Genomic DNA, 21,966 nt, shown 5'->3' with positions numbered 1-21,966 from the left:
TGGCGCACCGAGTACGCGTTTTCCGTTTCGACCAGCCCACAACAACCAAGGAGACACCGTCAAAATGAAGTCACGCGCAGAACATTCGATTCGAACAGTAGTCCTCACCGGTTCGGCCGCGGCAGCCTGTCTCGCCGCGCCGGCCGCGCACGCGCAGTCGTCGGTCACGATCTACGGGATCATGGACGCCGGCATCGAATACACGAACCATGCGGCACCGGATGGCGGCAATTCGTTCAAGCTGAAGTCGGGCAACAAGAACACGTCGCGCTGGGGCTTGCGCGGCGTCGAGGATCTCGGCGGCGGGTTGAAGGCCGTGTTTCGCCTCGAAAGCGGCATCGATCTCGCGAATGGCGCGTCCGACGACGGCCCCGACTCGATCTTCGCGCGCCGTGCGACGGTGGGCCTGAAAGGCAAATGGGGCGAGCTGACGCTTGGCCGCAACTTCACCGTCACGTACGACTACATGATGCCGTTCGACCCGATGGGTTACTCGCAAAACTATTCGTGGGCGTCGTCGTCGATGGCGACCGGCGGGCGCAAGGACGGCATGTTCACGCGCTCGTCGAATGCGGTGCGTTACGACGGTGAATTCAGCGGCTTCAAGTTCGGCGCGATGTATGGCTTCGGCAATGTGCCGGGCAGCGTGAAGACCAGCTCGAAATACGACTTCGCGCTCGGCTACGAGACCGGCCCGTTCGCGGCGGTGCTCACGTTCGACCGGCAGAACGGTGCGGCCGACAGCGTCACGCCGGCCGATACCGTCAACTACATCCAGGGGATTCACGCGGGCCTGAGCTACGACTTCGGCAACCTGAAGACAATGGCCGGCTATCGCAACTACAAGCGCACGTTTCGCACCGCGGCGGCGAACCAGCTGAGCGATATGTACTGGCTCGGCGGGTCGTACCAGTTCACGCCGACGTTCTCGCTGATCGCGGCCGTCTATCACCAGAACATCAAGGGCGGCACGGATGCCGACCCGACGCTGGTATCGGTTCGGGCGCAATACGCGCTGTCGAAGCGCACGGTGCTGTACGCGGCCGGCGCGTTCGCGATCGCGAAACACGACCAGAAGGTCGGCGTGTCGCGCGATTTCGCCGGGTATGGCACCACGCAGGTCGGCGTGACGGCGGGGATTCAGCAGCGGTTCTGAGTGTGACGACGCGGGCGGCGGGTGACTTTCATGTCGCGCCGCCCGTTGTCGGTACGCACCACCGCCCTGCTTCACACCGCGCGTTCGCAATCGTCTAGCGGCTCGACGCGACGGTGGATGCCAGTCTGCCGCCGGTGCGCGCACCGATCGCGTCATGTCCACGGCCTGCGGCCGGTCAATCGCCCTGCATCGTGAATACCGGGCGCACCCGACTGTTCGCATCGCCCCAGTGTTCGCCGACCGCCGACAGCGGCACCGTGCGCGTTTCGAGCGTCAGCCCCGCCGGGCCTGCCGCGTCGAACACGCCGCGCACCGAAGCCAGCAACCCCGGCAGCGACACGCTGCCAATACCGCTGCCCAGCAGTTCGATCGCGGTGGCACGCAATACGGCGCCCGGCAACAGCACGTCCGCGCCGCCGATCGAGCCGATCTGCACGAAGCGCAACCGACGGCCGTCGGGCGTCGCCTTCGCGGCGGAAATCAGCAGTGCGAGCGCGCTAGTCCCCCAAAGATAGTCGAGCACGACGTCCACACCCGCGCGGAAATGCGGTTCGAGCGCGCGGGCCAGATGCGCGTCGTCCTGCTGCAGCGACACGACGGCGTCCGCGCCGGCGTTCAGCAACGCGTCCAGCGCGGCCGCGTTGCGGCCCGTCGCGATCACCTTCGCGGCGCCCAGATGCTTCGCGATCCGCACCGCGAGCCCGCCCGAGGCGCCCGTCGCGCCGTTGACCAGCACCGTCTCGCCCGCGACCAGCCGCGCGCGCTCGGTCAGCGCCGCCCACGACGACATGCCGGGAATCGCGATCGCGGCGGCCGTCACGTCGTCGAGGTTGTCCGGCAGCGGCACGCACTGCGTGTCGGGCACGATCGTGCGTTCGGCCATCGCACCGAACGGCGCGGGCGCGCCGAAGAAATAGACGCGCCGGCCGTCGTCGCCACGCCCCACGCCGTCGACGCCGACGACGAACGGATAGCCGCCGCCGGACGAATAGTGCGTGCCCGCCGCGCGCGCCTGCGCAAGACGGCTCAGCGCAGATGCCGTCACGTCGATCAGACGGTGGCCCGGTATCGCATGCGGCGCTTCGAACTCCATATGAACGGGGCGCTCGCCGGCGCCCGTCACGACTGCTGCTTTCATGCCGACTCCTTGATTGATGGATCTCGATCGACGGTTCCGTCGTGTATCAGCGTGCGTCGAGCCATGCGCGCAGTGCTGGATCGCGCACTTCCAGCACGTCGAACAGGCCGAGCGCACGCAGCGCGGGCAATGCGTCGAGCGCGTCGGCTTCGGCACGGGCGCGCTCGGCGGGCGCCGCATCCGGATCGGTCAGCACGCGCGCATTGACCAGGAACGCGCCGACGGTGCCCTTGCGGATCGTCGTTCCGCCGGCCTCGATCCGGTCGGCATGGTCGGGAAGCATCTGTTCGGCTCGCATCGCGTCGTACTCCGGTTGTCATCGATGGACGCAGTTTAGGCGTGCGCAGCCGGCCAATCTCCGGTATAACAGTCATTCGATACTGAAATCCGGCCATGACCGATCCACTCCTGCCCGCCCGATTCGTCACGTCCGACGACGGCCCGTTCGTCGTTGCAGCCGTTCTGTCGCAGCGCGACCCGCGCATCACGCCGCCGCATGCGCACGCACGCGGCCAGCTCGTCGGCGCACTGAGCGGCTTGGTGTCGATCGGCCTCGACGATCAGGATTGGGTCGTACCGGCGATTCATGCGATCTGGATTCCGCCGCATTGCCGGCATTCGCTGCGCTCGTTCGGGCCGATTTCCGGATGGTCGGCGTTCGTCGCCGAAGCGCGCTGCGCGGGGTTGCCTGACGCGCCGCGCGCGATCCGCACCACGCCGCTGCTTCGCGAAGCCGTGCAGCGCGCGGCAAGCTGGGGCGATGCGGAACTCGATGCCGCGCAGGCGCGCATTGCCGACGTGATCCTCGACGAAATCGCGTCGTCACAGGTAGAGGCGCTGGGGCTGGTGCGGCCGCAGGATCCGCGGCTCATGAAGATCACCGATGCGCTCGCCACGAATCTCGCGAACAACCGGCGACTGGAGGAATGGGCAGCATGGGCCGGCATCGGTGCCCGGACGATGAGCCGCCGCTTCGTCGCCGAGACAGGGCTGACGTTCGCGCAGTGGCGTCAGCAGGCACGGCTGCTGCGGGCGCTGGAGAAAATCGCCGACGGCGTGCCGGTGACGACGATCGCGCTCGATCTCGGGTATGACAACGTGAGCGCGTTCATCGACATGTTCCGGCGGGCGACGGGGACGACGCCGGGAAGGTATATGGAAGCGGGACGATAAGGTCGGCGCGATGCGCCGCGATGACGCAAGCCGATTCCCGTATCCCGTACGATTCAAATAATCGTTCGATAGGCATCGAGTATCTTGCAGGTCTGAACCATACCCAGGCGCTGCAATATTTCGAGATAGCGCTCCGCCAACATCGGCGGATGCTTGAGTGTTTCGCGCTGCCGCCGCGCGGCAGCAATCACTGCTGCCGGCTCGAGATCGAAGAGATTGTCGACGAACACGTCAGGGTGCTGTGCTTCGACACCGTAGGTCGACAGCACTTCTTCCGGGAAATCCTTCTGATTGAACGTCACGATCACGCTGGCGTTGCAACGGATCGCGGCAGCGAGCACGTGTCGATCTCCTGCGTCCGGCAGGGTCAGCCCTTCAATCAGTGCTTCATAGCCGGTCACGACCGCATCGGGTATCGCCCGATCCATCAGGGCGGCTGTCCGGTCGAGTTGCGCAGCGGTCAGGTCTGCCCGATTCCGCAGCAGATTCCGCTTCCATTCGTCGTGGATATCGACACTCCAGCGGGCCCTGAAACATCCGCTCAACGCAAGCCACATCAGGAAATCGCGCAGCGGCGCGGGATAAAGCACACACGCATCGTAGACCGCCGTGAATGGCGAACTCGTCATTCGTAGCCCATCCCGTGCTCCTGCGCCAGTCGGCTCAATTCCTCCATCGCGGCCGCGCTCGCCTGATCGCGCTCGGTTTTGTAGCGCATCAAATCGGAAAATCGCACGCGGCGATGCTTGCCCGTCTTGTGATGCGGCAGCGCATTCGATTCAAGCAGCTTGATCAAATGCGGGCGAGAAACGTTGAGCAGATCGGCAGCTTCCTGCGTCGTCAGTTCCGCATGGACCGGCACGACCTTGACGGCATTGCCGTCGGCCAACTCGGCGAGGATATCGACCAGCAAACGTAATGCGGAAGTCGGAAGCTCGACCTGATGTGCGCGATTCTCGTCATCGAAAATCTGGATGCGTTGTATTTCCGTTCGCGTGGCCAGATACGCTGCGAGCGCGCGCTGCCCTTCGACAGCCGCCCGCATCTCGCGCTCGACGGGCAAGATCGTCTCGGACATCGTGGAATGAGGCATCGCGCGCTCCAAGGAGGTTTGTTGATGGCGCGATTTTATTCGAAACAATCGAAACTCGCAACAAACGAAACAGAATGCGTCCCTTATAAAAGATCCCGTCCGCTTCGCTCAATACGTCCCATCCCCGTTCTTCACCGCGCCCCCACCGCCCCCCTTGAACTGCGCCGCCAACCGCTCCGCACTCCGCGCCAGCAGCGTCGTATCGACCCCCACCGCAACAAACAACGCCCCCGCTTCCAGATACCGCCGCGCCGCCGCCTCATCCGCGCTGAGAATGCCCGGCGCCTTGCCTGCCGCCTTGATCGCCCGGATCGCGCCGTCGATCGCCGCCTGCACCTCCGGATGCCCCGGATTGCCGAGATGCCCGAGATCGGCCGCCAGATCGGCCGGCCCGATGAACACGCCATCGACGCCGTCCACCCGCGCAATCGCATCGATCGCGTCGAGCCCGGCACGCGTCTCGACCTGCACGAGCACGGCCATTTCGTCGTTCGCGCGATGCAGATAGTCGCCGACGCGGTTCCACCGCGACGCGCGCGCGAGCGCACTGCCGACGCCGCGGATCCCGTGCGGCGGATAACGCGTCGCGGCCACCGCCGCGCGCGCTTCGTCGGCGCTCTGCACCATCGGCACGAGCAGCGTCTGCGCGCCGAGATCGAGCACCTGCTTGACGATCACCGGATCGTTCCACGGCACGCGCACGACCGGCTGCGACGGATACGGCGCAATCGCCTGCAACTGCGCGAGGATCGTCGGCACCGTGTTCGGCGCATGTTCGCCGTCGATCAGCAGCCAGTCGAAACCGGCGCCCGCGACGACTTCGGCGCTGTACGGATTCGCGAGGCCGAGCCACAACCCGACCTGCGCGTCGCCACGCGCGAGCGCGGCCTTGAAGACATTCGACGGAATCTGCATCGCTCGCTCACCTCATGCGAAATAGCACTGGATCGTCCCGAGCGGGCCGTAGTCGACGCTGAACGTGTCGCCCGAGCGCGCCGCGCACGGCCGCGTGAACGAGCCGCCGAGCACGACCTGCCCCGGCTCCAGCGCGACGTCGAAGCGCGACAGCCGATTCGCCAGCCACGCGACGCCATTGGCCGGATGGTTCAGCACGCCGGCCGCGACGCCCGTTTCCTCGACCACGCCGTTGCGCGACATGATCGCCGCGACCCAGCGCAGGTCGACGTCCTGCGGCCGCACCGGCCGCCCGCCGATCACGACGCCCGCGTTCGCCGCGTTGTCGGCGATCGTGTCGAACACCTTGCGCGGCCGCTTCGTATCGGGATCGATCGACTGGCTGCGCGCGTCGATGATCTCGAGTGCGGGCACCACGTAATCGACCGCGTCGTACACGTCGAAGATCGTGCAGTTCGGGCCGGTGAGCCGCTTGCCGAGCACGAACGCGAGTTCGACCTCGACGCGCGGCACGATGAAGCGCCCGGCCGGGATCGTGCCGCCGTCGTCGAAGAACATATCGTCGAGCAGCGCGCCGTAATCGGGCTCGTCGATCTGCGACGTGTTCTGCATCGCCTTCGACGTGAGGCCGATCTTGTGCCCCTTGAGCGTGCGGCCTTCCGCGAGCTTGAGGGCGACCCACGCGCGCTGGATCGCATACGCGTCGTCGATCGTGATGTCGGGATGGTCGAGCGAGATCTGGCGGATCTGCTTGCGCTCGCGCTCGGCGTCGTGCAGACGCCGCGCGAGCTGGTCGATGATGGCGGGTTCGAGCATGGTCGGGTCGGGAATGGGGTTCAGCCGGCCCGCTTGTAGCGGGCGTGAATGTTGTTGTGCTTGTACGAGCCGCTTTCGCTGAACTCGGTCAGCTCCATCGACAGCGCGAGATAGCGCTTCGCATACAACTCCGCGAAATGCGCCTTGATCGCGTCGAACAGCGCGTCGCACGCGGCCTGCTTGGTCTCGTCGCTGCGGCCCGAGCCGATCTTCAGCGTCACGTGGACGAACGCGTCGTCCTCCGTGCCGTCGGCGACGCAGTAATCCTGCAGCTCGATCGCGCGCGAGCGGATGCCGCCGGTCGGAAACACGCCGCCCTGCGCGATCAGCGTCGCGTTGATCGTGCGCAGCAGCGCGGGAATGCGCGCGTCGTCGCGGATGTTCGCGGTGTATTCGACGACGATGTGTGGCATGGCAACGCTCCGGATAAGTGATGTGGCACTCAGGCGAGCGGGAAGATCGCGTTGATCTGCCCGGTGCCCGAGCTCGCGAAATAGTCGGTGACGATCTCGACGGGCTTGTCGTAACGATCCCAGCCGAGCAGGCCGAGCAGCATCGCGGTGTCGTGCATGCCGCCTTCGCCGTGACAATGCGTGTTGTACTCGGGCAGCATCGCGCAGAAGGTCTTGAAATCGCCCTGCTTCCACAGCTCGACCACGCGCAGGTCGACCTGCCGGAAGAACTCGCGGCTGATCTCGTGAATCGATTCCTCCGGGCTGCCGTTGTCGTTGAAGCGATGCGACAGCGAGCCGCTCGCGAGGAACGCGACGTTCGAATCGCTCTTCTCGATCGCCTCGAGCAGCGCCTCGCCGAAGCGTCGGCTTTCGTCGAGCTGATGCCACATGCACCAGCCCGCGATCGACACGACCTTGAAGTGCTGGTCGCCGTTCATGTAGCGCATCGGCACGAGCGTGCCGTATTCGAGTTCGAGGCTGTCGATCTCGTGTGCGCGCGTCGCGATGCCGCGTGCGCTGGCCGTCTCCGCGATCAGGCGGCCGAGTTCGGGGTTGCCCGGATACGCGTACTGCATGTCGCGAATGAAGTGCGGCAGCTCGTTGCTGGTATACGTGCCCGCGAACCGCGCATTGCAGTTCACGTGATAGCCGGCGTTGACGAGCCAGTGCACGTCCGACACGACGATCGTATCGACGCCGAGCGCGCGGCAGCGCTCGCCGATCAGCTGGTGGCCGCGGATCGCCGCTTCCCGGCAGCCGTGATGCCTGCCGGGCAACTCCGACAGGTACATCGACGGCACGTGCGTGATCTTCGCGGCGAGGGACAGTTTGCCCATCGTTCAAGTCTCCGTATCGTTCGTTCTTGCCAGCGGCGCCACGATCCGCGCCCGTCACACGCCCCAGCGGGGAATGTGATGCGAACCCATCGAGATGCACACGTTCTTGATCTCCGCGAACACCTCGAAGCTGTACTCGCCGCCTTCGCGCCCGGTGCCCGACTCCTTCACGCCGCCGAACGGCTGGCGCAGGTCGCGCACGTTCTGGCTGTTCACGAACACCATCCCGGCCTCGATGCCGCGCGCGAGGCGATGCACCTTGCCGACGTCCTGGGTCCAGATGTACGACGCGAGCCCGTAGGACGTGTCGTTCGCAAGCCGCAGCCCGTCCTCCTCGTTCTCGAACGGAATCAGGCACGCGACCGGCCCGAAGATCTCTTCCTGCGCGATGCGCATCCGGTTGTCGACGTCGGCGAACACGGTCGGGCGCACGAAATTGCCGTTGCGCAGATGGTCGGCGAGGCCGGCAGGCTTGTCCGCACCGCCTGCCACCACGCGCGCGCCTTCCTGCTCGCCGATCCGGATATAGCCGGTCACCTTCTCCCAGTGCTGGCGCGTGATCATCGCGCCGAGCTGCGTCGCCTGATCGGACGGATCGCCGACCACCAGGTTGTTCGCACGGCGCGCGAATTCCTGCACGAAGCGGTCGTAGATCGTGCGCTGCACGAAGATCCGCGAGCCCGCGGTACAGCGCTCGCCGTTGATCGAGAAGATCGTGAACAGCGACGCGTCGAGCGCGCGGTCGAAATCGGCATCGTCGAAAATCAGCACGGGCGACTTGCCGCCGAGCTCCATCGAGTATTTCTTCAGGCCCGCGCGCTCCATGATTCGCCTGCCCGTGACCGTGCCGCCCGTGAACGACACCGCGCGCACGTCCGGATGGCGCACCAGCGCGTCGCCGGCCGTCGCGCCGTATCCCTGCACGACGTTCAGCACGCCCGCCGGAATGCCGGCTTCGAGCGCGAGCCGGCCGAGCTGGTCGGCCGTCAGCGGCGACAGCTCCGACATCTTCAGCACGGCCGTGTTGCCGAGCGCGAGACACGGCGCCGTCTTCCACGTCGCGGTCATGAACGGCACGTTCCACGGCGACACCAGCGCGCACACGCCGACCGGCTGGTACAGCGTGTAGTTCAGCATCTGGTCGTCGACCGGATACGTGCGGCCGTTCATCTGCACGCACACTTCCGCGAAGAAGTTGAAGTTCTCGGACGCGCGCGGAATCAGCTGCTTGCTCGTCTGCGCGATCGGCAGGCCGGTGTCCTGCGTCTCGAGCGCGGCGAGCATCGGCACGTTCTTCTCGATCAGCTCGCCAAGCTTGCGCATCAGCTTCGCGCGCTCCTTCGCGGGCGTGTTCGCCCACTTCGGGAATGCGTCCTTCGCCGCGCGCACGGCCGCGTCGACTTCGGCCTCGCCGGCCGACGCGACGTCGGTGATCGCGTCGCCCGTCGCGGGATTCAGCGTCGTGAAGGTCTCGCGGCTCTCGACCTCACGGCCGCCGATCCAGTGCTTGATGGTCATGTGCTCTCCTTGGGCGACGGGCTCAGCCGGCGCGATAGTAGTCTGCTTCGCCGACGATCGTGTTCACGAGCCGGCCGATTCCTTCGATTTCGGTCACCACTTCGTCGCCGGGCTTCGTATCGGCCAGCCCTTCCGGCGTGCCGGTCAGGATCAGGTCGCCCGGCGAGAGCGTCATGAAGCTGCTGATGTGCTCGATCAGCGCGGGCACGTCGAAGATCATGTCGCGCGTGCTGCCGCGCTGCGTCTCCCGGCCGTTCACCGTCGTGCGCAGCGTCAGGTCGCCCGCGTCGCCGATCTCGTCGCGGCTGACGAACCACGGCCCGAGCGGCGTGCAGGTATCGCGGTTCTTCACGCGCAGGTTCGGGCGGTAGTAGTTTTCGAGGTAATCGCGGATCGCGTAGTCGTTCGCGACCGTGTAGCCGGCGACGTGGTCGAGCGCCTGCGCGCGGCTCACGTTGCGCGCCGGGCGGCCGATCACGACGGCCAGTTCGCACTCGTAGTGCATGTGCGTCGCGTCCGCCGGGCGCACGGTGCGCGAGCGGTGACCGATGAACGTGTTCGGCCCCTTCAGGAAGATCAGCGGCTCGCTCGGCGCGTTGAACGCGAGTTCCTTCGCGTGGTCCGCGTAGTTGAGGCCGAGCGCGAACGTCGTGCGCGGCGCGACGGGCGGCAGCCACGTCACCACGTCCTCGGCGACCACGCGGCCCGTGTCGAGGCGGATCGCGCCGTCGCCGGCCGGTTCGGCCGCATGCAGTGCGCCGTTGTAGATCACGCGCGCCGTCTTCATCGTGCTTCCTCCGCAATCAGCGTATGCCGCAACGTGCCGATGCCGGCGGCGGCAATCTCGATCGTGCTGCCCGCGCGGGCACGCGGTGCGCCACCCGCGACGCCGAGCAGCAGCACGTCGCCCGCGTCGAACGACATGAATGCCGTCACGTCGGCGATCAGTTCCCGCACCGGGCGGATCAGCGTGGCGGTCGACGCGGACACCACGGCGTCGCCGTCGATCCGCACGGTCAGGCCGATCGCGTCGACATCGCCGAGCGCGGCCGCCGGCACGATCGCCGGGCCCAGCGGGCAGGAGCCGTCGCGACACTTGAAGCGCACGGCCGGACGGTAGTAATCGGGATGCGGAACCGACACGTCGCTCGCGAGCGTGAAGCCGTGCACGTAATCGAGCGCCTGCGCGGCCGGCACGCGCGTCGCGCGCCGCGAGAACACGACGGCCAGCGACGCGCCGATCTCCAGCGCATCGACGCCCGCCGGCACCACGACGGCCGCACCGTCGGCCGCATGCGTGTTGGCCGGTTTGATGTAAAGGATCGGCGCCTGCGGCGGACGGCCGTAAGGCGGTGCGTGCACGGCATCGCCGAGCGCGTCGAGTGCGGCGCGCTCGTTGAGCAGCGCACCGTAGACGGTACCAATGGCGACCGGCAGCGGCGGCGCCGCGGCGGTCCTGCAAGACAGCTCCATGCGTCATTCCCCTGCCGCGCGTGGCGGCGCATCGTCAATAGTTAACATCTTAAGTAAACAATCGGACGCTGGCAACCGCGATTACCCTGATACATGAAATTCAGTACCGTCGGCTGTTAAGATTGATGCGTCCCCGTCCATTCCCCACCCCCGATGAACCGTACGCTCGACCATCGCAACCTGGCCATGCTGCTGCTCGAGGCCCGCGAAACGCTGATGGGCCTGTTCCGCCCCATTCTCAAGGAATTCGCGCTGACCGAACAGCAATGGCGGATCATCCGCGTGCTCGACGGCGAGCCGGCGAATGCGCTCGAAGCGGGACAGATCGCGCGCCGCTGCTGCATCCTCAGCCCGAGCCTCACCGGCGTGCTGGAACGGATGGAGCGCGACGGCCTGATTACGCGCACGCGCGCGCAGGAAGATCAGCGCCGGCTGCTGGTGAGCCTGACGCCGCAAAGCAGGAAGCTGGTGACCGAAATCGGCCCGCGCATCGACGAGCAGTATCGCCAGCTCGAAGCACGTTTCGGCCAGGACGGCCTGGACGACATCTACCGTGCGCTCGACCGGCTGATCGAACTCGGCAGCGCGTCGTAGGGCCTGCCGCGGCCGGACCGCGGCGAGCAGCGGCGGGTGACCCCGCACCCGGCAACCGGCAAGCCGCGGATCGCGCGGGCCGTCAGTGCAGCGCCCCGCGCATCAGTTCGGTCACCGCGACGCCGCGGGACGTGCGCATGCATTCCTCGACGTAATCGATGAACGGCAGCGGCTCGAAATCGATTTCGTCGCGCACGCGGCGGTTGTCGAACACGCGATCGACCGTCGCGAACTCCGCGCCACGCTGCAGCGCCCGGCCGATCACGCGCTCGAGCGCCGGATCGGACCGCCCGAGCACGTCGCGCACCACGAGCGGCAGGTCGGCCGGCGCGCACGCGGCGTAACGCGGCGCGCCCGTCATGCCGGCCGCCTCGTCCATCGCGCGCACGATCTGCGCGACCTGCGGTGCCTCGTCGCCGGCCGACACGTGGTACACGTCGTGCATCAGTGTCGGCTTCACGGCCAGCAGCATCGTCGCGCGTGCGACGTCGTCGACCGACACGATATCGATGCGCGTCATCGGCCGCGCGGTGAAGCGTCGCGCCGCGTGCGCGACGCGGAACATCCAGAACGAATTCGGCGCGGGCCGCGTGCCGAGCACCGTGTGACCGACGACGTGCGACGGACGCACGACGACGAGCGGCAGCCCGAGCGCGCGCAGGCGCTGCTCCGTTTCCGCCTTCGCTTGCAGGTAGCCGGCCGCGAGCACCGCGCCGTGCAGCCCGTCGCTGCCCTGCGCCGCGTCGCTCGCCGCCGCACCCGCCATTTGCTCGTAAACGATCCCGCCGCGGCCCGCATGCGCATAAGCGGTGCCGACGTACACGAAACGCTGCAGTTGCGGTGCGTGCGCGAACCGCTCGGCAAAGCGCAGCGATTCGGCGAGGTCAGCCTGCAGATGCGTACCGTCGGCCGGCGACGCGTGGCCCGCGCAGTGAATCACGTGCGTCGCGCCGGCGAGACGCGGCGCGTCGGCGCCCTGCCATACGTCGCCGAGTGTACCGACGACCACGTTCGCGTCGCCGAGACGCGATGCCCAGTACGGCGCGAGCCCCGCGCGCAGCGCCGCTTCACGCAAACGCGCGACCGCGTGGCCGCGATTCCCGGCGCGCACGACACACACGATGCGCTCGAGCAAGCCTGCGTTGACGAGCGCCGTCAGTACGGTACTGCCGATGAAGCCGGTCGCGCCGGTGAGCACCAGCCGCCCGACGTTGGCCGCCGCGACCGGTGCGCTGGCCGGCGACACGAGGCTCGTGCGCCAGTTGAGCGACAACGCGGTTTTCCAGATCAGCACGATAGTCTCCTTCGAAGAATCGGCCGGACGGCGCGGCAGCCCCGGATCGCGGCGCTGCGCACGGCGGTCGGCCGGGCCGGGGCCGACGCTCGCCCCGGCAGTCCCGACCGGCTGCGGCCCGCGATCGCGTCGATCGCGTCTCTGACACGAGGCGGCGGCTTGCCACGGACGGGCCGTCCGCGGCGCAGGATCGGGAAAATCCAAGTGTGGGGCCGGATCGTCCGCAAGTCTGTCCTGAAAGTTTCGTGAAAGTGTGTGGTTTTGTGCGCGTATGTCGGCGTGTGTCGTGCCGGCCGGCTTGTCAACTCGGTGAAACGCCCGGCCGGGCAGCTTTCGACTGAGGCTCGCCGGCGCGCTGCGGGCCAGCGCTTCGGCGCGACACATCGACGCGCCCCGGCCTAGTCATCGCATATCCCGGGCAAACCCGACGCGACGCCGCGGCATGCCGATCGCGGTGGCGTCTGCGTTTGCGCGCGGGGCCGGAATCCGCGCGTATCGTCAGACGTCCTTTCATCCGAGACACTTATAGACGCAATGCGGACTTATTGAGGATTATCACTTGCGTTTCACTGCAGTCTATCTAGACTATCCAAACCAAATCGGTCGAATGTGTCATTTTCTACTTTCCAGGAGACGTTCCAATGCGCCTCACTATTCGGATTAATGGCAGCGAATCGGCAACCCGGCACTCGTACGCGGTGTTGTGGGTCGATACCGACGAGCGGCTGTGGTCGCGCGAGGCACACCAGGGCATCGATCTTCCGGCCTGGGGCAAGGTTCGGGACGTGGAAGGCGCGATGGCCCTCTGCGCCGCCGACAGTGGGAATGCCGTGTGCCAGTTGAAGGGCCTGTCGTTCAGCGCGACGCAGCGCGAACAAGGTACCGCGGTGCTCGCCGGCGAGCACCCCGACGGCGCGTGGCGACTGCAGGCGGTCGATCGCTCCACGGCGGAGCCGGAATACCACGAATTCATTTCCGTCGCGCGATAGGTATTTTTGACGGCAATCCTCTGCGGTTTTCGGGTTTATTCCGGTTTCCGCGATATTCATTTCGATATTCAGAAATAACGGCGCCTCTTTTCGAGGCGTTTTTATTTTTCCGTCCCGAAAATAATCGGGGCCGGGTTGATTGAGTCGCGTCCGCGGTGACGACCCGCCGCGCCATTCCGATTCGTCGGCGACATCGGGCAATGCCCGCGCCGCCGTCCCCGCCTTCGTCCCCGCCTTCATCCCGCCTTCATCCCGCCTTTTCCGCCCGAAGCCCGGTCGCCGACGCGCATCTTTTACGGGGCCGAAGCACAGTTTCCCCACACGACGTTTACTCATTTATTACAATCACATTATTCCGACTGACTTGCCGCCGTCCGGCGGCCCGACCCGGCCCTTGCATGAAAAAGAAGACCCACCCCGCCGATCCGTACGCCGCCGCGACCAAGCATCCGATGCTCGCATCGCGCCTGCCGATGTGGCGCTCGAAGCTGGTCGTGATCATGGTGTCCGTCGGTTTCGCCGCGCTGATCGGACGCGCGTTCTGGGTGCAGGTCGCGAACCAGGATTTCTATGTCGGGGAAGGCCAGAAGCGCTACCAGCGCACGATCGAGCTCGACGCGATGCGCGGGCGCATCGTCGACCGCAACGGCGCGATGCTCGCGGTCAGCCTGTCGACCTATGAAATCTGGGCAAACCCGAAACAGGTCGCCGAAATCGACTATCCGCAGATCGCGAAGCTGCTCGACATGCCGCTCGCGGAAGTGAAGCGCCGCCTGCGCAACGACCGTACGTTCGTGCTGCTCAAGCGGCAGATCGACGCCGAGACCGCAAGCCGGCTCGACAAGCTCGAGATCGACGGCATCACGCAGATCGCCGATTCGAAGCGCTTCTATCCGGAGGGCGAATCGGCCGCGCACGTGGTCGGCTTCACCAACGTCGAGGACAAAGGCCAGGAAGGCGTCGAGCTCGCGGCGAACGGGCGGCTGTCGGGTACGTCCGGGCAGCGCGAGGTGATCCGCGACCGGCTCGGCCGCATCGTGTCCGACACGCGCCCGCTCGTGCCCGCGCAGCACGGCGCGACGATCGAACTGACGATCGACCGGCGGATCCAGCAACTCGCGTTCAGCCAGCTCAAGGCCGCGGTGCTCGAGAACAACGCGGTGGCCGGCAGCGTCGTCGTGCTCGACGCGCAGAACGGCGAAATCCTCGCGCTTGCGAACTATCCGACCTTCGACCCGAACGACCGTGCACGCCTCACGGGCCAGCAACTGCGCAACCGCGCGGTGATCGACACGTTCGAGCCGGGCTCGACGATCAAGCCGCTCGTCGTCGCGCTGTCGATCGACGAGCGCAAGGTCACGCCGAACACGATCATCAACACGTCGCCGGGCACCTACAAGATCGGCCCGGCCGTGATCCACGACACGTCGAACCACGGCTCGCTGACCGTTTCACAGGCACTGCAGAAGTCGAGCAACGTCGCGCTCGCGAAGCTGGCGCTGAACCTGCCCGCCGAAACGATCTGGAACAAGTACCAGGAATACGGGATCGGCCGCGCGCCGGAACTGACGTTCCCGGGCGTCGCGTCGGGCCGCCTGCGCGGCTACAAGCGCTGGCGGCCGATCGAGCAGGCGACGATGGCGTACGGCTACGGGCTGTCGATGTCGCTGCTGCAGATCGCGCAGACCTACACCGCCTATGCGGGCGACGGCACGCTGCACCCGGTGTCGCTGCTGAAGAACGGTTCCGACCCGCAGACGACCGCGGCCCATCGCGGCCACCGCGTGACGTCGCCGCAGACCGCGGCGGCGATCCGTTCGATGCTCGAGTCGGCCGTCGGCGAAGGCGGCACGGGGCGCCGCGCGCGAGTCGACGGCTACCGGATCGGCGGCAAGACGGGCACGGCGCGCAAGCAGGTCGGCGCAACCTATGCGAAGGGCAAGTACCGCGCACTGTTCGCGGGGATGGCGCCGATGAGCAATCCCCGCCTGATCGTCGCGGTGATGATCGACGAGCCGCGCGGCAAGGGCTATTACGGCGGCACGGTGGCCGGCCCGGTGTTCTCGTCGGTCACGAGCGGCTCGCTGCAGCTGCTCGGCGTGCCGCCGGACGCGCCGGTCGAGCCGACGCCGAATGCGCCGCTCAAGGCTGCCGCGCCGCAAAAGACGGTCGCGGCGCCGAAGGCCGCCGTGCAACCGAAGACGGCAGCCGGGCAACAGGCGTCGGCACCTGTGAAAACGGCCGCGCAAGCCGGCGCGGCCGTAGAGAGAAAGGCGGCGGGCTGAAGCCGCCTGGGCGTTGCTGAAGTCGCCGGGGCGCGGCGCGGCGGCGAACAGGTCGGCTGACGGAACGAGATCGGCTAGTCGCTACGTAGAACCCGCCGCACGCGCCGCTCCGAGAGGCCGGCGCAATCCTGTAATCCCGGCGATCCGCGCAGTCGCAGCGATCCTGTCGACCCGCGCGATCCCAGCCGCTAACCATCAATGCGCGGCCGCCACCGGCTTCGCCATCCTGCCGAGCACGTGCTCGGTCATCCCGCGCGCGAGTTCGCTCTCGCTCATGAACACGGTGCCGATGCCCTCGCTCGACAGCAAGTCGGCCTCGTCGCTGCTGTTCGTGCACAGCACGACCTCCAGCGCCGGATTGAGCGTGCGCGAGATCTCGACGATCTGCCGCACGTCGAATACGTCCGGCAGCGTGACGACCAGCATCCCGGCGCGCGCGATATGCGCCTGCACGAGCACGATCGGCTCGATCGCGTCGCCCGACACGGCCGCGACACCGTCCGCGCGCAGCTTCTCGACGAGCTCGCGATTCTGCTCGACGACGACATAGGCGATCCCGCGCTCGTCCAGCGCGTGCGCGATCCGCGTGCCGACCTTGCCGTAGCCGACGATCACGACCTGGCCGGTCAGGTGCGTCTGCGGCGTCGACATCGGCAGCGCGGCGAGCGGATCGTCGCGTGCCTCGAGCTTGCGCGCGAACGCCGAATGCTTGCGGATCCATGCGAGCGCCGGATCGATCATCGCGAACAGCAGCGTGTTCATCGCGATCGAGATCAGCGCGACCGCGAGAATCAGGCTTTGCCCCTCGGCCGACAACAGCCCGAGCGCACGTCCGAGCCCCGCGAGGATGAACGAGAACTCGCCGATCTGGGCGAGGCCGGCGCCGACCGTCAGCGCGGTGTTCAGCGGATAGCGGAACGCGATCACGAGCGCGACCGCCGCGAGCGTCTTGCCGATCAGCACGATCGCCGCGACCTCGATCACATGCAGCGGCTCGGCGAGCAGCACCTTCGGGTCGAACAGCATCCCGACCGAAATGAAGAACAGCACCGAGAACGCGTCGCGCAGCGGCAGCGTCTCGTCGGCCGCGCGCCGGCTGAATTCCGACTCGCGCATCATCATCCCGGCGAAGAACGCGCCGAGCGCGAACGACACGTCGAACAGCTTTGCCGCGCCGAACGCGATGCCGACCGCCGCGGCGATCATGCACAGCGTGAACAGTTCGCGCGAACCGGTACGGGCGACGAGCCACAGGATGCGCGGGAACACGCGCTTGCCGACCACGAGCATCAGCGCGATGAACGCGGCGACCTTCAGCATCGTGACGCCGAGCGTGCCCCACACGCTGCCGCCGGCCGCGTGCGCGTCGCCGGGCGGCGTGCCGCCGAGCAGCCCCGCGACGGGCGGCAGCAGCACGAGCACGAGCACCATCACGAGATCCTCGACGACGAGCCAGCCGACCGCGATGCGTCCGTTGACCGTCTCGACGAGCCCGCGCCCCTCGAGCGCCCGCAACAGCACGACCGTGCTCGCGACCGACAGCGCGAGCCCGAACACGAGCGCCGCGCCGACGCTCCAGCCCCAGGTGAGCGCGAGCCCGCCGCCGAGCAGCGTCGCGACGGTAATCTGGACGACGGCCCCCGGCAGCGCGATCTTGCGCACCGCGAGCAGGTCGCCGAGCGAGAAATGGAGGCCGACGCCGAACATCAGCAGCATCACGCCGACTTCCGCGAGCTGCTGCGCGAGCGACAGGTCGCCGACGAAACCGGGCGTGCCGGGGCCGATCACGATCCCGGCGAGCAGATAGCCGACGAGCGGCGGCATTTTCAGCAGCGACGCGAGGTAACCGAAGATCATCGCGAGACCGAATCCGGCCGCGAGCAACGCAATCAGGCTGACGTCATGAGGCATCCTCCCTCCCGAGTTCTTGTAACGATTTAGTAAGGTTCAAGAATGGAAGGATAAGGGATGAGGCGAAAAATTGGCGCGCCACGGCGAAAAATTCACGCATTGGCGCGCCATTGCGGGGTACAACCCCGGGCGGGTGGAACACGCGCCCCGCGGGCCAGTGGGCGCCGCGAGGCGGATCGATCGGGCGGGGCCGGATGCCCCGCCGCGTGCGTCAGCGCGACGCCTGCGGGAACCGCGCGCCCGGCGGCGGCTCGGGCCGCGTCGACGGCGTGCCCTTGCGCACCTTCGCGACCTGCGCGGCCGTGATCGGCGCGCCCGTATTGCCCCAGCTCGTGCGCACGAAGTTCGACACGTCTGCGACTTCCTGGTCCGACAGGCGCCAGCCGAACGGCGGCATCGTGAAGGTCGACGGCGCCGTATGGGTGCCCTGCAGCGCGCTGCCTTCCAGCACGACGTGGATCAGCGACGTCGGATCGTCGCCCTGCACGACCGGGTTGCCGGCGAGCGCCGGGAACACGCGCGTGTAGCCGTGGCCGTCGCTGCGGTGGCACGCCATGCAGTTGTCGCGATAGACGGCGGCGCCCGGCTTGCTCGCGTCGCCGGTCTGCAGCGCCTTCGCCGCGGCCGCGTCGTACACGTGCGGCTGCTCGCCCTGCACGCGCGGCGGCAGCGTCTTCAGGTAGCGCGCGATCGCGGTCAGGTCGCCGTCGCTCATGTGCTGCATGCTGTGGCCGACCACGTCCGTCATCCCGCCGAACGCGGCCGTGCGCAGCGTGCGGCCGGTCTTCAGGAACTGCACGATCTCGGTTTCGTTCCACGTGCCGAGCCCGGTGCGCGGCTCGCCGCGCAGGCTCGTCGGTACCCAGCCGTCGATCGCCGCGCCGCCGGCCAGGAAGTCGAGGCCGCCCGCATCTGTCAGCGCGCGTTCCTGCATCGTCGCCGCGCGCGGCGTGTGGCACGCGCCGCAATGGCCGAGCCCCTGCACGAGATACGCGCCGCGCGCGACCACCGGATCGGTGTACGGCGTCGCATCGAACGGCTTCGGCGCCGGCGCGAACATCTTGCGCCAGAACGTCAGCGGCCAGCGCATCGACAGCGGCCACACGATGTCCACCTTGCGGTTCTCGTGCTCGACCGGCGCGACGCCGTGCATGAAGTACGCGTACAGCGCCTTCATGTCGTCGTCGGTCAGGCGCGCATAGGACGGGTACGGCATCGCCGGGTACATCGTGTCGCCGTTCTTGCGCACGCCCTCGCGCACCGCGCGGGTGAAGTCCTCATACGTCCAGCCGCCGAGGCCCGTCTTCGGGTCCGGCGTGATGTTCGTCGAGTAGATGCCGCCGATCGGCGTGTCGAACTTCAGCCCGCCCGCGAACGGCTTGCCGCCGCTCGCGGTGTGGCACGCGATGCAGTCGCCTGCACGGGCCAGATATTCGCCGCGCTTGACGAGGTTCGCGTCGGCAGACTGCGCGGCCGGTGCGGCGGCCGGGCCCGAAGCCGCGGCGGGCGCGGATGCCGGCTGCGCGAACGCGGTGCCGCCCGCGAGACCGAACGCCGCCCATGCCGTGCCGATCGCCAGTGCGCGCCGCAGCGGGGAAATCCGGCGCGCGGCCTTGTAGTGGTTCACTGTCCTCTTCATACGGTCACCAGCGGGGCGGGATTTTTCAGGTATTGCTCGCGGATCGCACGTGCCGACCAATAGGCCAGCGCCGCGATGATCCCGGTCGGGTTGTAGCCGATGCCCTGCGGCAGCGCCGACGCGCCCATCACGAACACGTTGTGCACGTCCCAGCACTGCAGGTAGCGGTTCAGCACGCTCGTCTTCGGGTCGGTGCCCATGATCGCGCCGCCGACCAGGTGGGTCGTCTGGTACGCGCGCGAATCGAAGTGCTTGCCGAACTCGCGCGTCGACACGCCGATCGCCTTCGGCCCCATCGCTTCCGCGATCTTCTTCATCTGCCCGGTCACGTATTGCGCCATCCTGATGTCGTTGTCCTTCCAGTCGAAGGTCATCCGCAGCAGCGGCTGGCCGTACGAATCGCGATAGGTCGGATCGAGGTCGAGATACACGTCGCGGTACGACATGTTCGTGCCGTGCGCGTCCATCGAGATCGTGTGCGCGTAGTTGTCCTTCACGGCCTTCTTCCACGCGGCGCCCCACTGCGGCGTGCCCGGCGGCGTCGCGATGCCGCTGATCGGCTTCACGCCTGCCTGGTTCACCCACAGCGGCGAGCCGCCGACGAAGCCAAGCGGGCCGTGGTCGAAGTTGTCCGCGTTGAAGTCGTCCACCGCGACGCCGTTGCCGCCCGCGCCGATGAACGGGTTCGTGTAGGTGTCCTTGTCGAAGAACGCCTTGATCGTCGACAGGTTCTGGTACGCGAAATTGCGGCCCACCACGCCCTCGCCCGAGATCGGGTCGTACGGCTTGCCGATGCCCGACAGCAGCAGCAGGTGCACGTTGTGATACTGGAATGCGGCGACGATCACGAGATCGGCCGGCTGATGCACTTCACGGCCAGCCGGGTCGACGTAGGTGACGCCCGTCGCGCGCTTCTTCGTGTCGTCGAGGTCCACGCGCAGCACGTGGCACTTCGAGCGCAGCTCGAAGTTCGGCACCTGCTTCAGCGCCGGGAGGATGTTCAGGTTCGGCGATGCCTTCGAGTACATGTAGCACGCGTAGCCGCTGCAGTAGCCGCAGAAGTTGCACGGCCCCATCTGCACGCCGTACGGGTTCGTGTACGGACCCGACGTGTTCGCCGACGGCAGCCGGTACGGATGCAGCCCGAGCGACTTCGCGGCATCGGAGAAGCGCTGCGCCGAATACGTATTGAGCTGCGCGGGCAGCGGAAAGTTGTCGCTGCGGTTCGCCTCGAACACGTTGCCGTCGCCGACCACCTTGCCGCCGACCTTGTAAGCCTGCCCCGACGTGCCGAACACCTTCTCGGCGAAGTCGAAATACGGCTCGAGTTCGTCGTAGGTGACGCCCGTGTCCTGGATCGTCATCCCTTCGGGGATGAACTTCTTGCCGTAGCGCTCTTCGTAGTGGCTGCGCAGGCGCAGCTCCTCCGGCGTGATCCGGAAATGCACGCCCGACCAGTGCAGCCCCGCGCCGCCGACGCCCTCGCCCGGCAGGAACGCGGCGAGCTGCCGGTACGGCAGCGCGGTGTCCTGCACGCCGTGGCGGATCGACACGGTCGTCTTCGACAGGTCGAGGAACAGCTTCTTGCGGACGTTGTAGGTCAGCTCGTCGATCGTGTTCGGATACGCGCCGTCCGGATAGGTGTCGCGATACTCGCCCCGCTCGAGCGCGACGACGTTCAGGCCCGCTTCGGTCAGTTCCTTCGCGAGAATCGCGCCGGTCCAGCCGAAGCCGACGATCACCGCATCGACGTGCGGCTTCTTTTCTGCGGCCATCAGGTGCGCTCCCCGTTGATCGAGACGGGGCCGTACGGATAGGGCTTGCCGTTCTGGTTGACGAAATCCATGAAGTCGGCGCGCGCGCCCGGAAACCCGATCATCTTCCACGCGGCCATGTCGTGATTGCCGCCATGCACCGGATCGCAGAAGTAGCCTTCGCGCGTGTTCTGCAGCAACAGACCGAAGAACACCGTGGACGGCACGTCGTCGATCTGCGCGCCGCCTTTCTCCAGCGCACCGAGCACGGTGTCGCGGGTCGGCGCGTCGAGGTCGGCGAACGCCTTGCCGTGGGCCTTTTCGCAATAGCGGTTGACCGCCGCGATGCCGAGCCGGTAGATGTCGCGCGGCACGAGCTTGAGCTGGTAGCCGAGCTCGGGCACGCCCTGCTGGAACGGCCCCTGCATGTACCACGTCGCGCCGTGCGCGTACGGGGTTTCCATCTGGCGGTCGATGAATTCGGGCACGCCCGATTCGAGCGCACCGGGGCCTTCGGCATCGGCCGGGATCAGCCGGTCGACGGCGGCCTGGACGAACGACCACTCCTTCGCATCGAAGAAGGTCGGCTTGTACGGCGCGCGTTCGGCGCCGGTCGACGCGGTGGAGGCATTGCCGGCCGCGGTCGAGGACGACGACGAGCGCAGGTCGCAACCGGCGACCGACGCGATCGGCACGAGTGCGACCGACGTGCGCAGGAAGCGGCGACGCGAGTTGGGTTTGTCGGGTGGCGTGGACATGGTCGGATGTTGATCGTTGGGGAGCGTGATTCGGGAACCGCATTCCGGATGCGGCATGCCCGACACGGTAGCCATGCCGCGCGCGGCCGGCCGTCCTGTTCTTGCGATGTTGCGAGCAAGCTCGATGCAGGCGCCGGCCGCGCACTGCGCGGTGGCGCCCGTCATGCAG

General features: G+C 67.3%; 21 protein-coding genes. 5 read left to right on the top strand and 16 right to left on the bottom strand.

What is annotated here, in order from left to right:
* Positions 1 to 64: 64 nt before the first annotated feature.
* Positions 65 to 1,156 carry a porin gene (locus NQV17_RS12360; RefSeq protein WP_257772493.1) on the top strand — a complete coding sequence of 364 codons (1,092 nt, stop codon included), beginning with the start codon at positions 65 to 67 and terminating at the stop codon, positions 1,154 to 1,156.
* Between the two features lie 175 nt (positions 1,157 to 1,331).
* Here the strand turns inward: NQV17_RS12360 and NQV17_RS12355 are convergent, their stop codons facing one another.
* Positions 1,332 to 2,294 (bottom strand): zinc-binding alcohol dehydrogenase family protein, encoded by a 963-nt coding sequence (locus tag NQV17_RS12355; RefSeq protein WP_257772492.1) that lies wholly within the window; start codon positions 2,292 to 2,294, stop codon positions 1,332 to 1,334.
* A gap of 46 nt (positions 2,295 to 2,340) precedes the next feature.
* Positions 2,341 to 2,592, bottom strand: coding sequence for a hypothetical protein (locus NQV17_RS12350; protein WP_044842974.1), 252 nt, complete (start codon positions 2,590 to 2,592; stop codon positions 2,341 to 2,343).
* A 95-nt stretch (positions 2,593 to 2,687) separates the two neighbouring features.
* On the opposite strand from NQV17_RS12350, the gene NQV17_RS12345 reads away from it, so the two are divergent.
* Positions 2,688 to 3,467 (top strand): helix-turn-helix domain-containing protein, encoded by a 780-nt coding sequence (locus NQV17_RS12345; RefSeq protein WP_257772491.1) that lies wholly within the window; start codon positions 2,688 to 2,690, stop codon positions 3,465 to 3,467.
* Positions 3,468 to 3,520: 53 nt separating this feature from the next.
* Here the strand turns inward: NQV17_RS12345 and NQV17_RS12340 are convergent, their stop codons facing one another.
* The 9 genes from NQV17_RS12340 to NQV17_RS12300 all read right to left on the bottom strand — a co-directional run bounded on the left by NQV17_RS12340 (position 3,521) and on the right by NQV17_RS12300 (position 10,573).
* Positions 3,521 to 4,096, bottom strand: coding sequence for a PIN domain-containing protein (locus NQV17_RS12340; protein ID WP_257772490.1), 576 nt, complete (start codon positions 4,094 to 4,096; stop codon positions 3,521 to 3,523).
* A complete protein-coding gene (locus NQV17_RS12335; RefSeq protein ID WP_257772489.1) occupies positions 4,093 to 4,560 on the bottom strand; it encodes a helix-turn-helix domain-containing protein in 468 nt (155 codons plus the stop codon). The genes NQV17_RS12340 and NQV17_RS12335 overlap by 4 nt, the downstream gene beginning before the upstream one ends.
* Positions 4,561 to 4,668: 108 nt before the next feature.
* Positions 4,669 to 5,475 (bottom strand): 4-hydroxy-2-oxoheptanedioate aldolase, encoded by an 807-nt coding sequence (gene hpaI, locus NQV17_RS12330; RefSeq protein WP_257772488.1) that lies wholly within the window; start codon positions 5,473 to 5,475, stop codon positions 4,669 to 4,671.
* 12 nt (positions 5,476 to 5,487) lie between these two features.
* Positions 5,488 to 6,291: a 2-oxo-hept-4-ene-1,7-dioate hydratase gene (gene hpaH / locus NQV17_RS12325; protein WP_257772487.1), complete on the bottom strand. Its 804-nt coding sequence runs from the start codon at positions 6,289 to 6,291 to the stop codon at positions 5,488 to 5,490.
* A 20-nt stretch (positions 6,292 to 6,311) separates the two neighbouring features.
* Positions 6,312 to 6,704, bottom strand: a complete 393-nt coding sequence (locus NQV17_RS12320) for a 5-carboxymethyl-2-hydroxymuconate Delta-isomerase (protein ID WP_044842970.1) — start codon at positions 6,702 to 6,704, stop codon at positions 6,312 to 6,314.
* A gap of 29 nt (positions 6,705 to 6,733) precedes the next feature.
* Complete coding sequence (gene hpaD, locus NQV17_RS12315) at positions 6,734 to 7,582, bottom strand: 3,4-dihydroxyphenylacetate 2,3-dioxygenase (protein WP_257772486.1); 849 nt, start codon at positions 7,580 to 7,582, stop codon at positions 6,734 to 6,736.
* 54 nt (positions 7,583 to 7,636) lie between these two features.
* On the bottom strand, positions 7,637 to 9,100 hold the full coding sequence (gene hpaE / locus NQV17_RS12310; RefSeq protein ID WP_257772485.1) for a 5-carboxymethyl-2-hydroxymuconate semialdehyde dehydrogenase: 1,464 nt from the start codon (positions 9,098 to 9,100) through the stop codon (positions 7,637 to 7,639).
* A gap of 22 nt (positions 9,101 to 9,122) precedes the next feature.
* The gene (locus NQV17_RS12305; RefSeq protein ID WP_257772484.1) at positions 9,123 to 9,887 is read right to left on the bottom strand and encodes a fumarylacetoacetate hydrolase family protein; all 765 of its coding nucleotides are present in this window, start codon (positions 9,885 to 9,887) and stop codon (positions 9,123 to 9,125) included.
* Positions 9,884 to 10,573 carry a fumarylacetoacetate hydrolase family protein gene (locus NQV17_RS12300; RefSeq protein WP_257772483.1) on the bottom strand — a complete coding sequence of 230 codons (690 nt, stop codon included), beginning with the start codon at positions 10,571 to 10,573 and terminating at the stop codon, positions 9,884 to 9,886. Before NQV17_RS12300 ends, NQV17_RS12305 begins: the two co-directional genes overlap by 4 nt.
* A 153-nt stretch (positions 10,574 to 10,726) precedes the next feature.
* On the opposite strand from NQV17_RS12300, the gene hpaR reads away from it, so the two are divergent.
* The gene (gene hpaR / locus NQV17_RS12295; RefSeq protein WP_124665820.1) at positions 10,727 to 11,167 is read left to right on the top strand and encodes a homoprotocatechuate degradation operon regulator HpaR; all 441 of its coding nucleotides are present in this window, start codon (positions 10,727 to 10,729) and stop codon (positions 11,165 to 11,167) included.
* Positions 11,168 to 11,249: 82 nt separating this feature from the next.
* On the opposite strand, the gene NQV17_RS12290 is transcribed toward hpaR, so the two are convergent.
* On the bottom strand, positions 11,250 to 12,461 hold the full coding sequence (locus NQV17_RS12290) for an SDR family oxidoreductase (protein WP_257772482.1): 1,212 nt from the start codon (positions 12,459 to 12,461) through the stop codon (positions 11,250 to 11,252).
* Between the two features lie 641 nt (positions 12,462 to 13,102).
* Here NQV17_RS12290 and NQV17_RS12285 point away from each other — a divergent pair.
* Both NQV17_RS12285 and NQV17_RS12280 read left to right on the top strand, forming a co-directional pair.
* The gene (locus NQV17_RS12285; RefSeq protein WP_257772481.1) at positions 13,103 to 13,450 is read left to right on the top strand and encodes a DUF3564 domain-containing protein; all 348 of its coding nucleotides are present in this window, start codon (positions 13,103 to 13,105) and stop codon (positions 13,448 to 13,450) included.
* Between the two features lie 398 nt (positions 13,451 to 13,848).
* Positions 13,849 to 15,735: a penicillin-binding protein 2 gene (locus tag NQV17_RS12280; protein ID WP_257772480.1), complete on the top strand. Its 1,887-nt coding sequence runs from the start codon at positions 13,849 to 13,851 to the stop codon at positions 15,733 to 15,735.
* A gap of 195 nt (positions 15,736 to 15,930) precedes the next feature.
* Here the strand turns inward: NQV17_RS12280 and NQV17_RS12275 are convergent, their stop codons facing one another.
* The 4 genes from NQV17_RS12275 to NQV17_RS12260 all read right to left on the bottom strand — a co-directional run bounded on the left by NQV17_RS12275 (position 15,931) and on the right by NQV17_RS12260 (position 21,797).
* The gene (locus tag NQV17_RS12275) at positions 15,931 to 17,646 is read right to left on the bottom strand and encodes a cation:proton antiporter (protein WP_257772479.1); all 1,716 of its coding nucleotides are present in this window, start codon (positions 17,644 to 17,646) and stop codon (positions 15,931 to 15,933) included.
* Between the two features lie 211 nt (positions 17,647 to 17,857).
* Positions 17,858 to 19,285 carry a cytochrome c gene (locus tag NQV17_RS12270; protein ID WP_257772478.1) on the bottom strand — a complete coding sequence of 476 codons (1,428 nt, stop codon included), beginning with the start codon at positions 19,283 to 19,285 and terminating at the stop codon, positions 17,858 to 17,860.
* Positions 19,282 to 21,060, bottom strand: coding sequence for a GMC family oxidoreductase (locus NQV17_RS12265; RefSeq protein WP_124570039.1), 1,779 nt, complete (start codon positions 21,058 to 21,060; stop codon positions 19,282 to 19,284). Before NQV17_RS12265 ends, NQV17_RS12270 begins: the two co-directional genes overlap by 4 nt.
* Entirely contained in the window at positions 21,060 to 21,797 is a 738-nt protein-coding gene (locus NQV17_RS12260) for a gluconate 2-dehydrogenase subunit 3 family protein (RefSeq protein WP_257772477.1), read from the bottom strand. The genes NQV17_RS12265 and NQV17_RS12260 overlap by 1 nt, the downstream gene beginning before the upstream one ends.
* Positions 21,798 to 21,966: the final 169 nt, after the last annotated feature.

Origin of the sequence: Burkholderia sp. SCN-KJ, assembly GCF_024656005.1 — a bacterium.
Taxonomy (GTDB): Bacteria; Pseudomonadota; Gammaproteobacteria; order Burkholderiales; family Burkholderiaceae; genus Burkholderia.
Note: the sequence above shows the minus strand (reverse complement) of the source record. Positions and strands in the feature narration are given on the sequence as shown.

Coding starts and splice junctions, on each gene's coding strand:
- NQV17_RS12360 (WP_257772493.1), top strand. CDS start 65: ATGAAGTCACGCGCAGAACATTCGATTCGAACAGTAGTCCTCACCGGT.
- NQV17_RS12355 (WP_257772492.1), bottom strand. CDS start 2,294: ATGAAAGCAGCAGTCGTGACGGGCGCCGGCGAGCGCCCCGTTCATATG.
- NQV17_RS12350 (WP_044842974.1), bottom strand. CDS start 2,592: ATGCGAGCCGAACAGATGCTTCCCGACCATGCCGACCGGATCGAGGCC.
- NQV17_RS12345 (WP_257772491.1), top strand. CDS start 2,688: ATGACCGATCCACTCCTGCCCGCCCGATTCGTCACGTCCGACGACGGC.
- NQV17_RS12340 (WP_257772490.1), bottom strand. CDS start 4,096: ATGACGAGTTCGCCATTCACGGCGGTCTACGATGCGTGTGTGCTTTAT.
- NQV17_RS12335 (WP_257772489.1), bottom strand. CDS start 4,560: ATGCCTCATTCCACGATGTCCGAGACGATCTTGCCCGTCGAGCGCGAG.
- hpaI (WP_257772488.1), bottom strand. CDS start 5,475: ATGCAGATTCCGTCGAATGTCTTCAAGGCCGCGCTCGCGCGTGGCGAC.
- hpaH (WP_257772487.1), bottom strand. CDS start 6,291: ATGCTCGAACCCGCCATCATCGACCAGCTCGCGCGGCGTCTGCACGAC.
- NQV17_RS12320 (WP_044842970.1), bottom strand. CDS start 6,704: ATGCCACACATCGTCGTCGAATACACCGCGAACATCCGCGACGACGCG.
- hpaD (WP_257772486.1), bottom strand. CDS start 7,582: ATGGGCAAACTGTCCCTCGCCGCGAAGATCACGCACGTGCCGTCGATG.
- hpaE (WP_257772485.1), bottom strand. CDS start 9,100: ATGACCATCAAGCACTGGATCGGCGGCCGTGAGGTCGAGAGCCGCGAG.
- NQV17_RS12305 (WP_257772484.1), bottom strand. CDS start 9,887: ATGAAGACGGCGCGCGTGATCTACAACGGCGCACTGCATGCGGCCGAA.
- NQV17_RS12300 (WP_257772483.1), bottom strand. CDS start 10,573: ATGGAGCTGTCTTGCAGGACCGCCGCGGCGCCGCCGCTGCCGGTCGCC.
- hpaR (WP_124665820.1), top strand. CDS start 10,727: ATGAACCGTACGCTCGACCATCGCAACCTGGCCATGCTGCTGCTCGAG.
- NQV17_RS12285 (WP_257772481.1), top strand. CDS start 13,103: ATGCGCCTCACTATTCGGATTAATGGCAGCGAATCGGCAACCCGGCAC.
- NQV17_RS12280 (WP_257772480.1), top strand. CDS start 13,849: ATGAAAAAGAAGACCCACCCCGCCGATCCGTACGCCGCCGCGACCAAG.
- NQV17_RS12275 (WP_257772479.1), bottom strand. CDS start 17,646: ATGCCTCATGACGTCAGCCTGATTGCGTTGCTCGCGGCCGGATTCGGT.
- NQV17_RS12270 (WP_257772478.1), bottom strand. CDS start 19,285: ATGAAGAGGACAGTGAACCACTACAAGGCCGCGCGCCGGATTTCCCCG.
- NQV17_RS12265 (WP_124570039.1), bottom strand. CDS start 21,060: ATGGCCGCAGAAAAGAAGCCGCACGTCGATGCGGTGATCGTCGGCTTC.
- NQV17_RS12260 (WP_257772477.1), bottom strand. CDS start 21,797: ATGTCCACGCCACCCGACAAACCCAACTCGCGTCGCCGCTTCCTGCGC.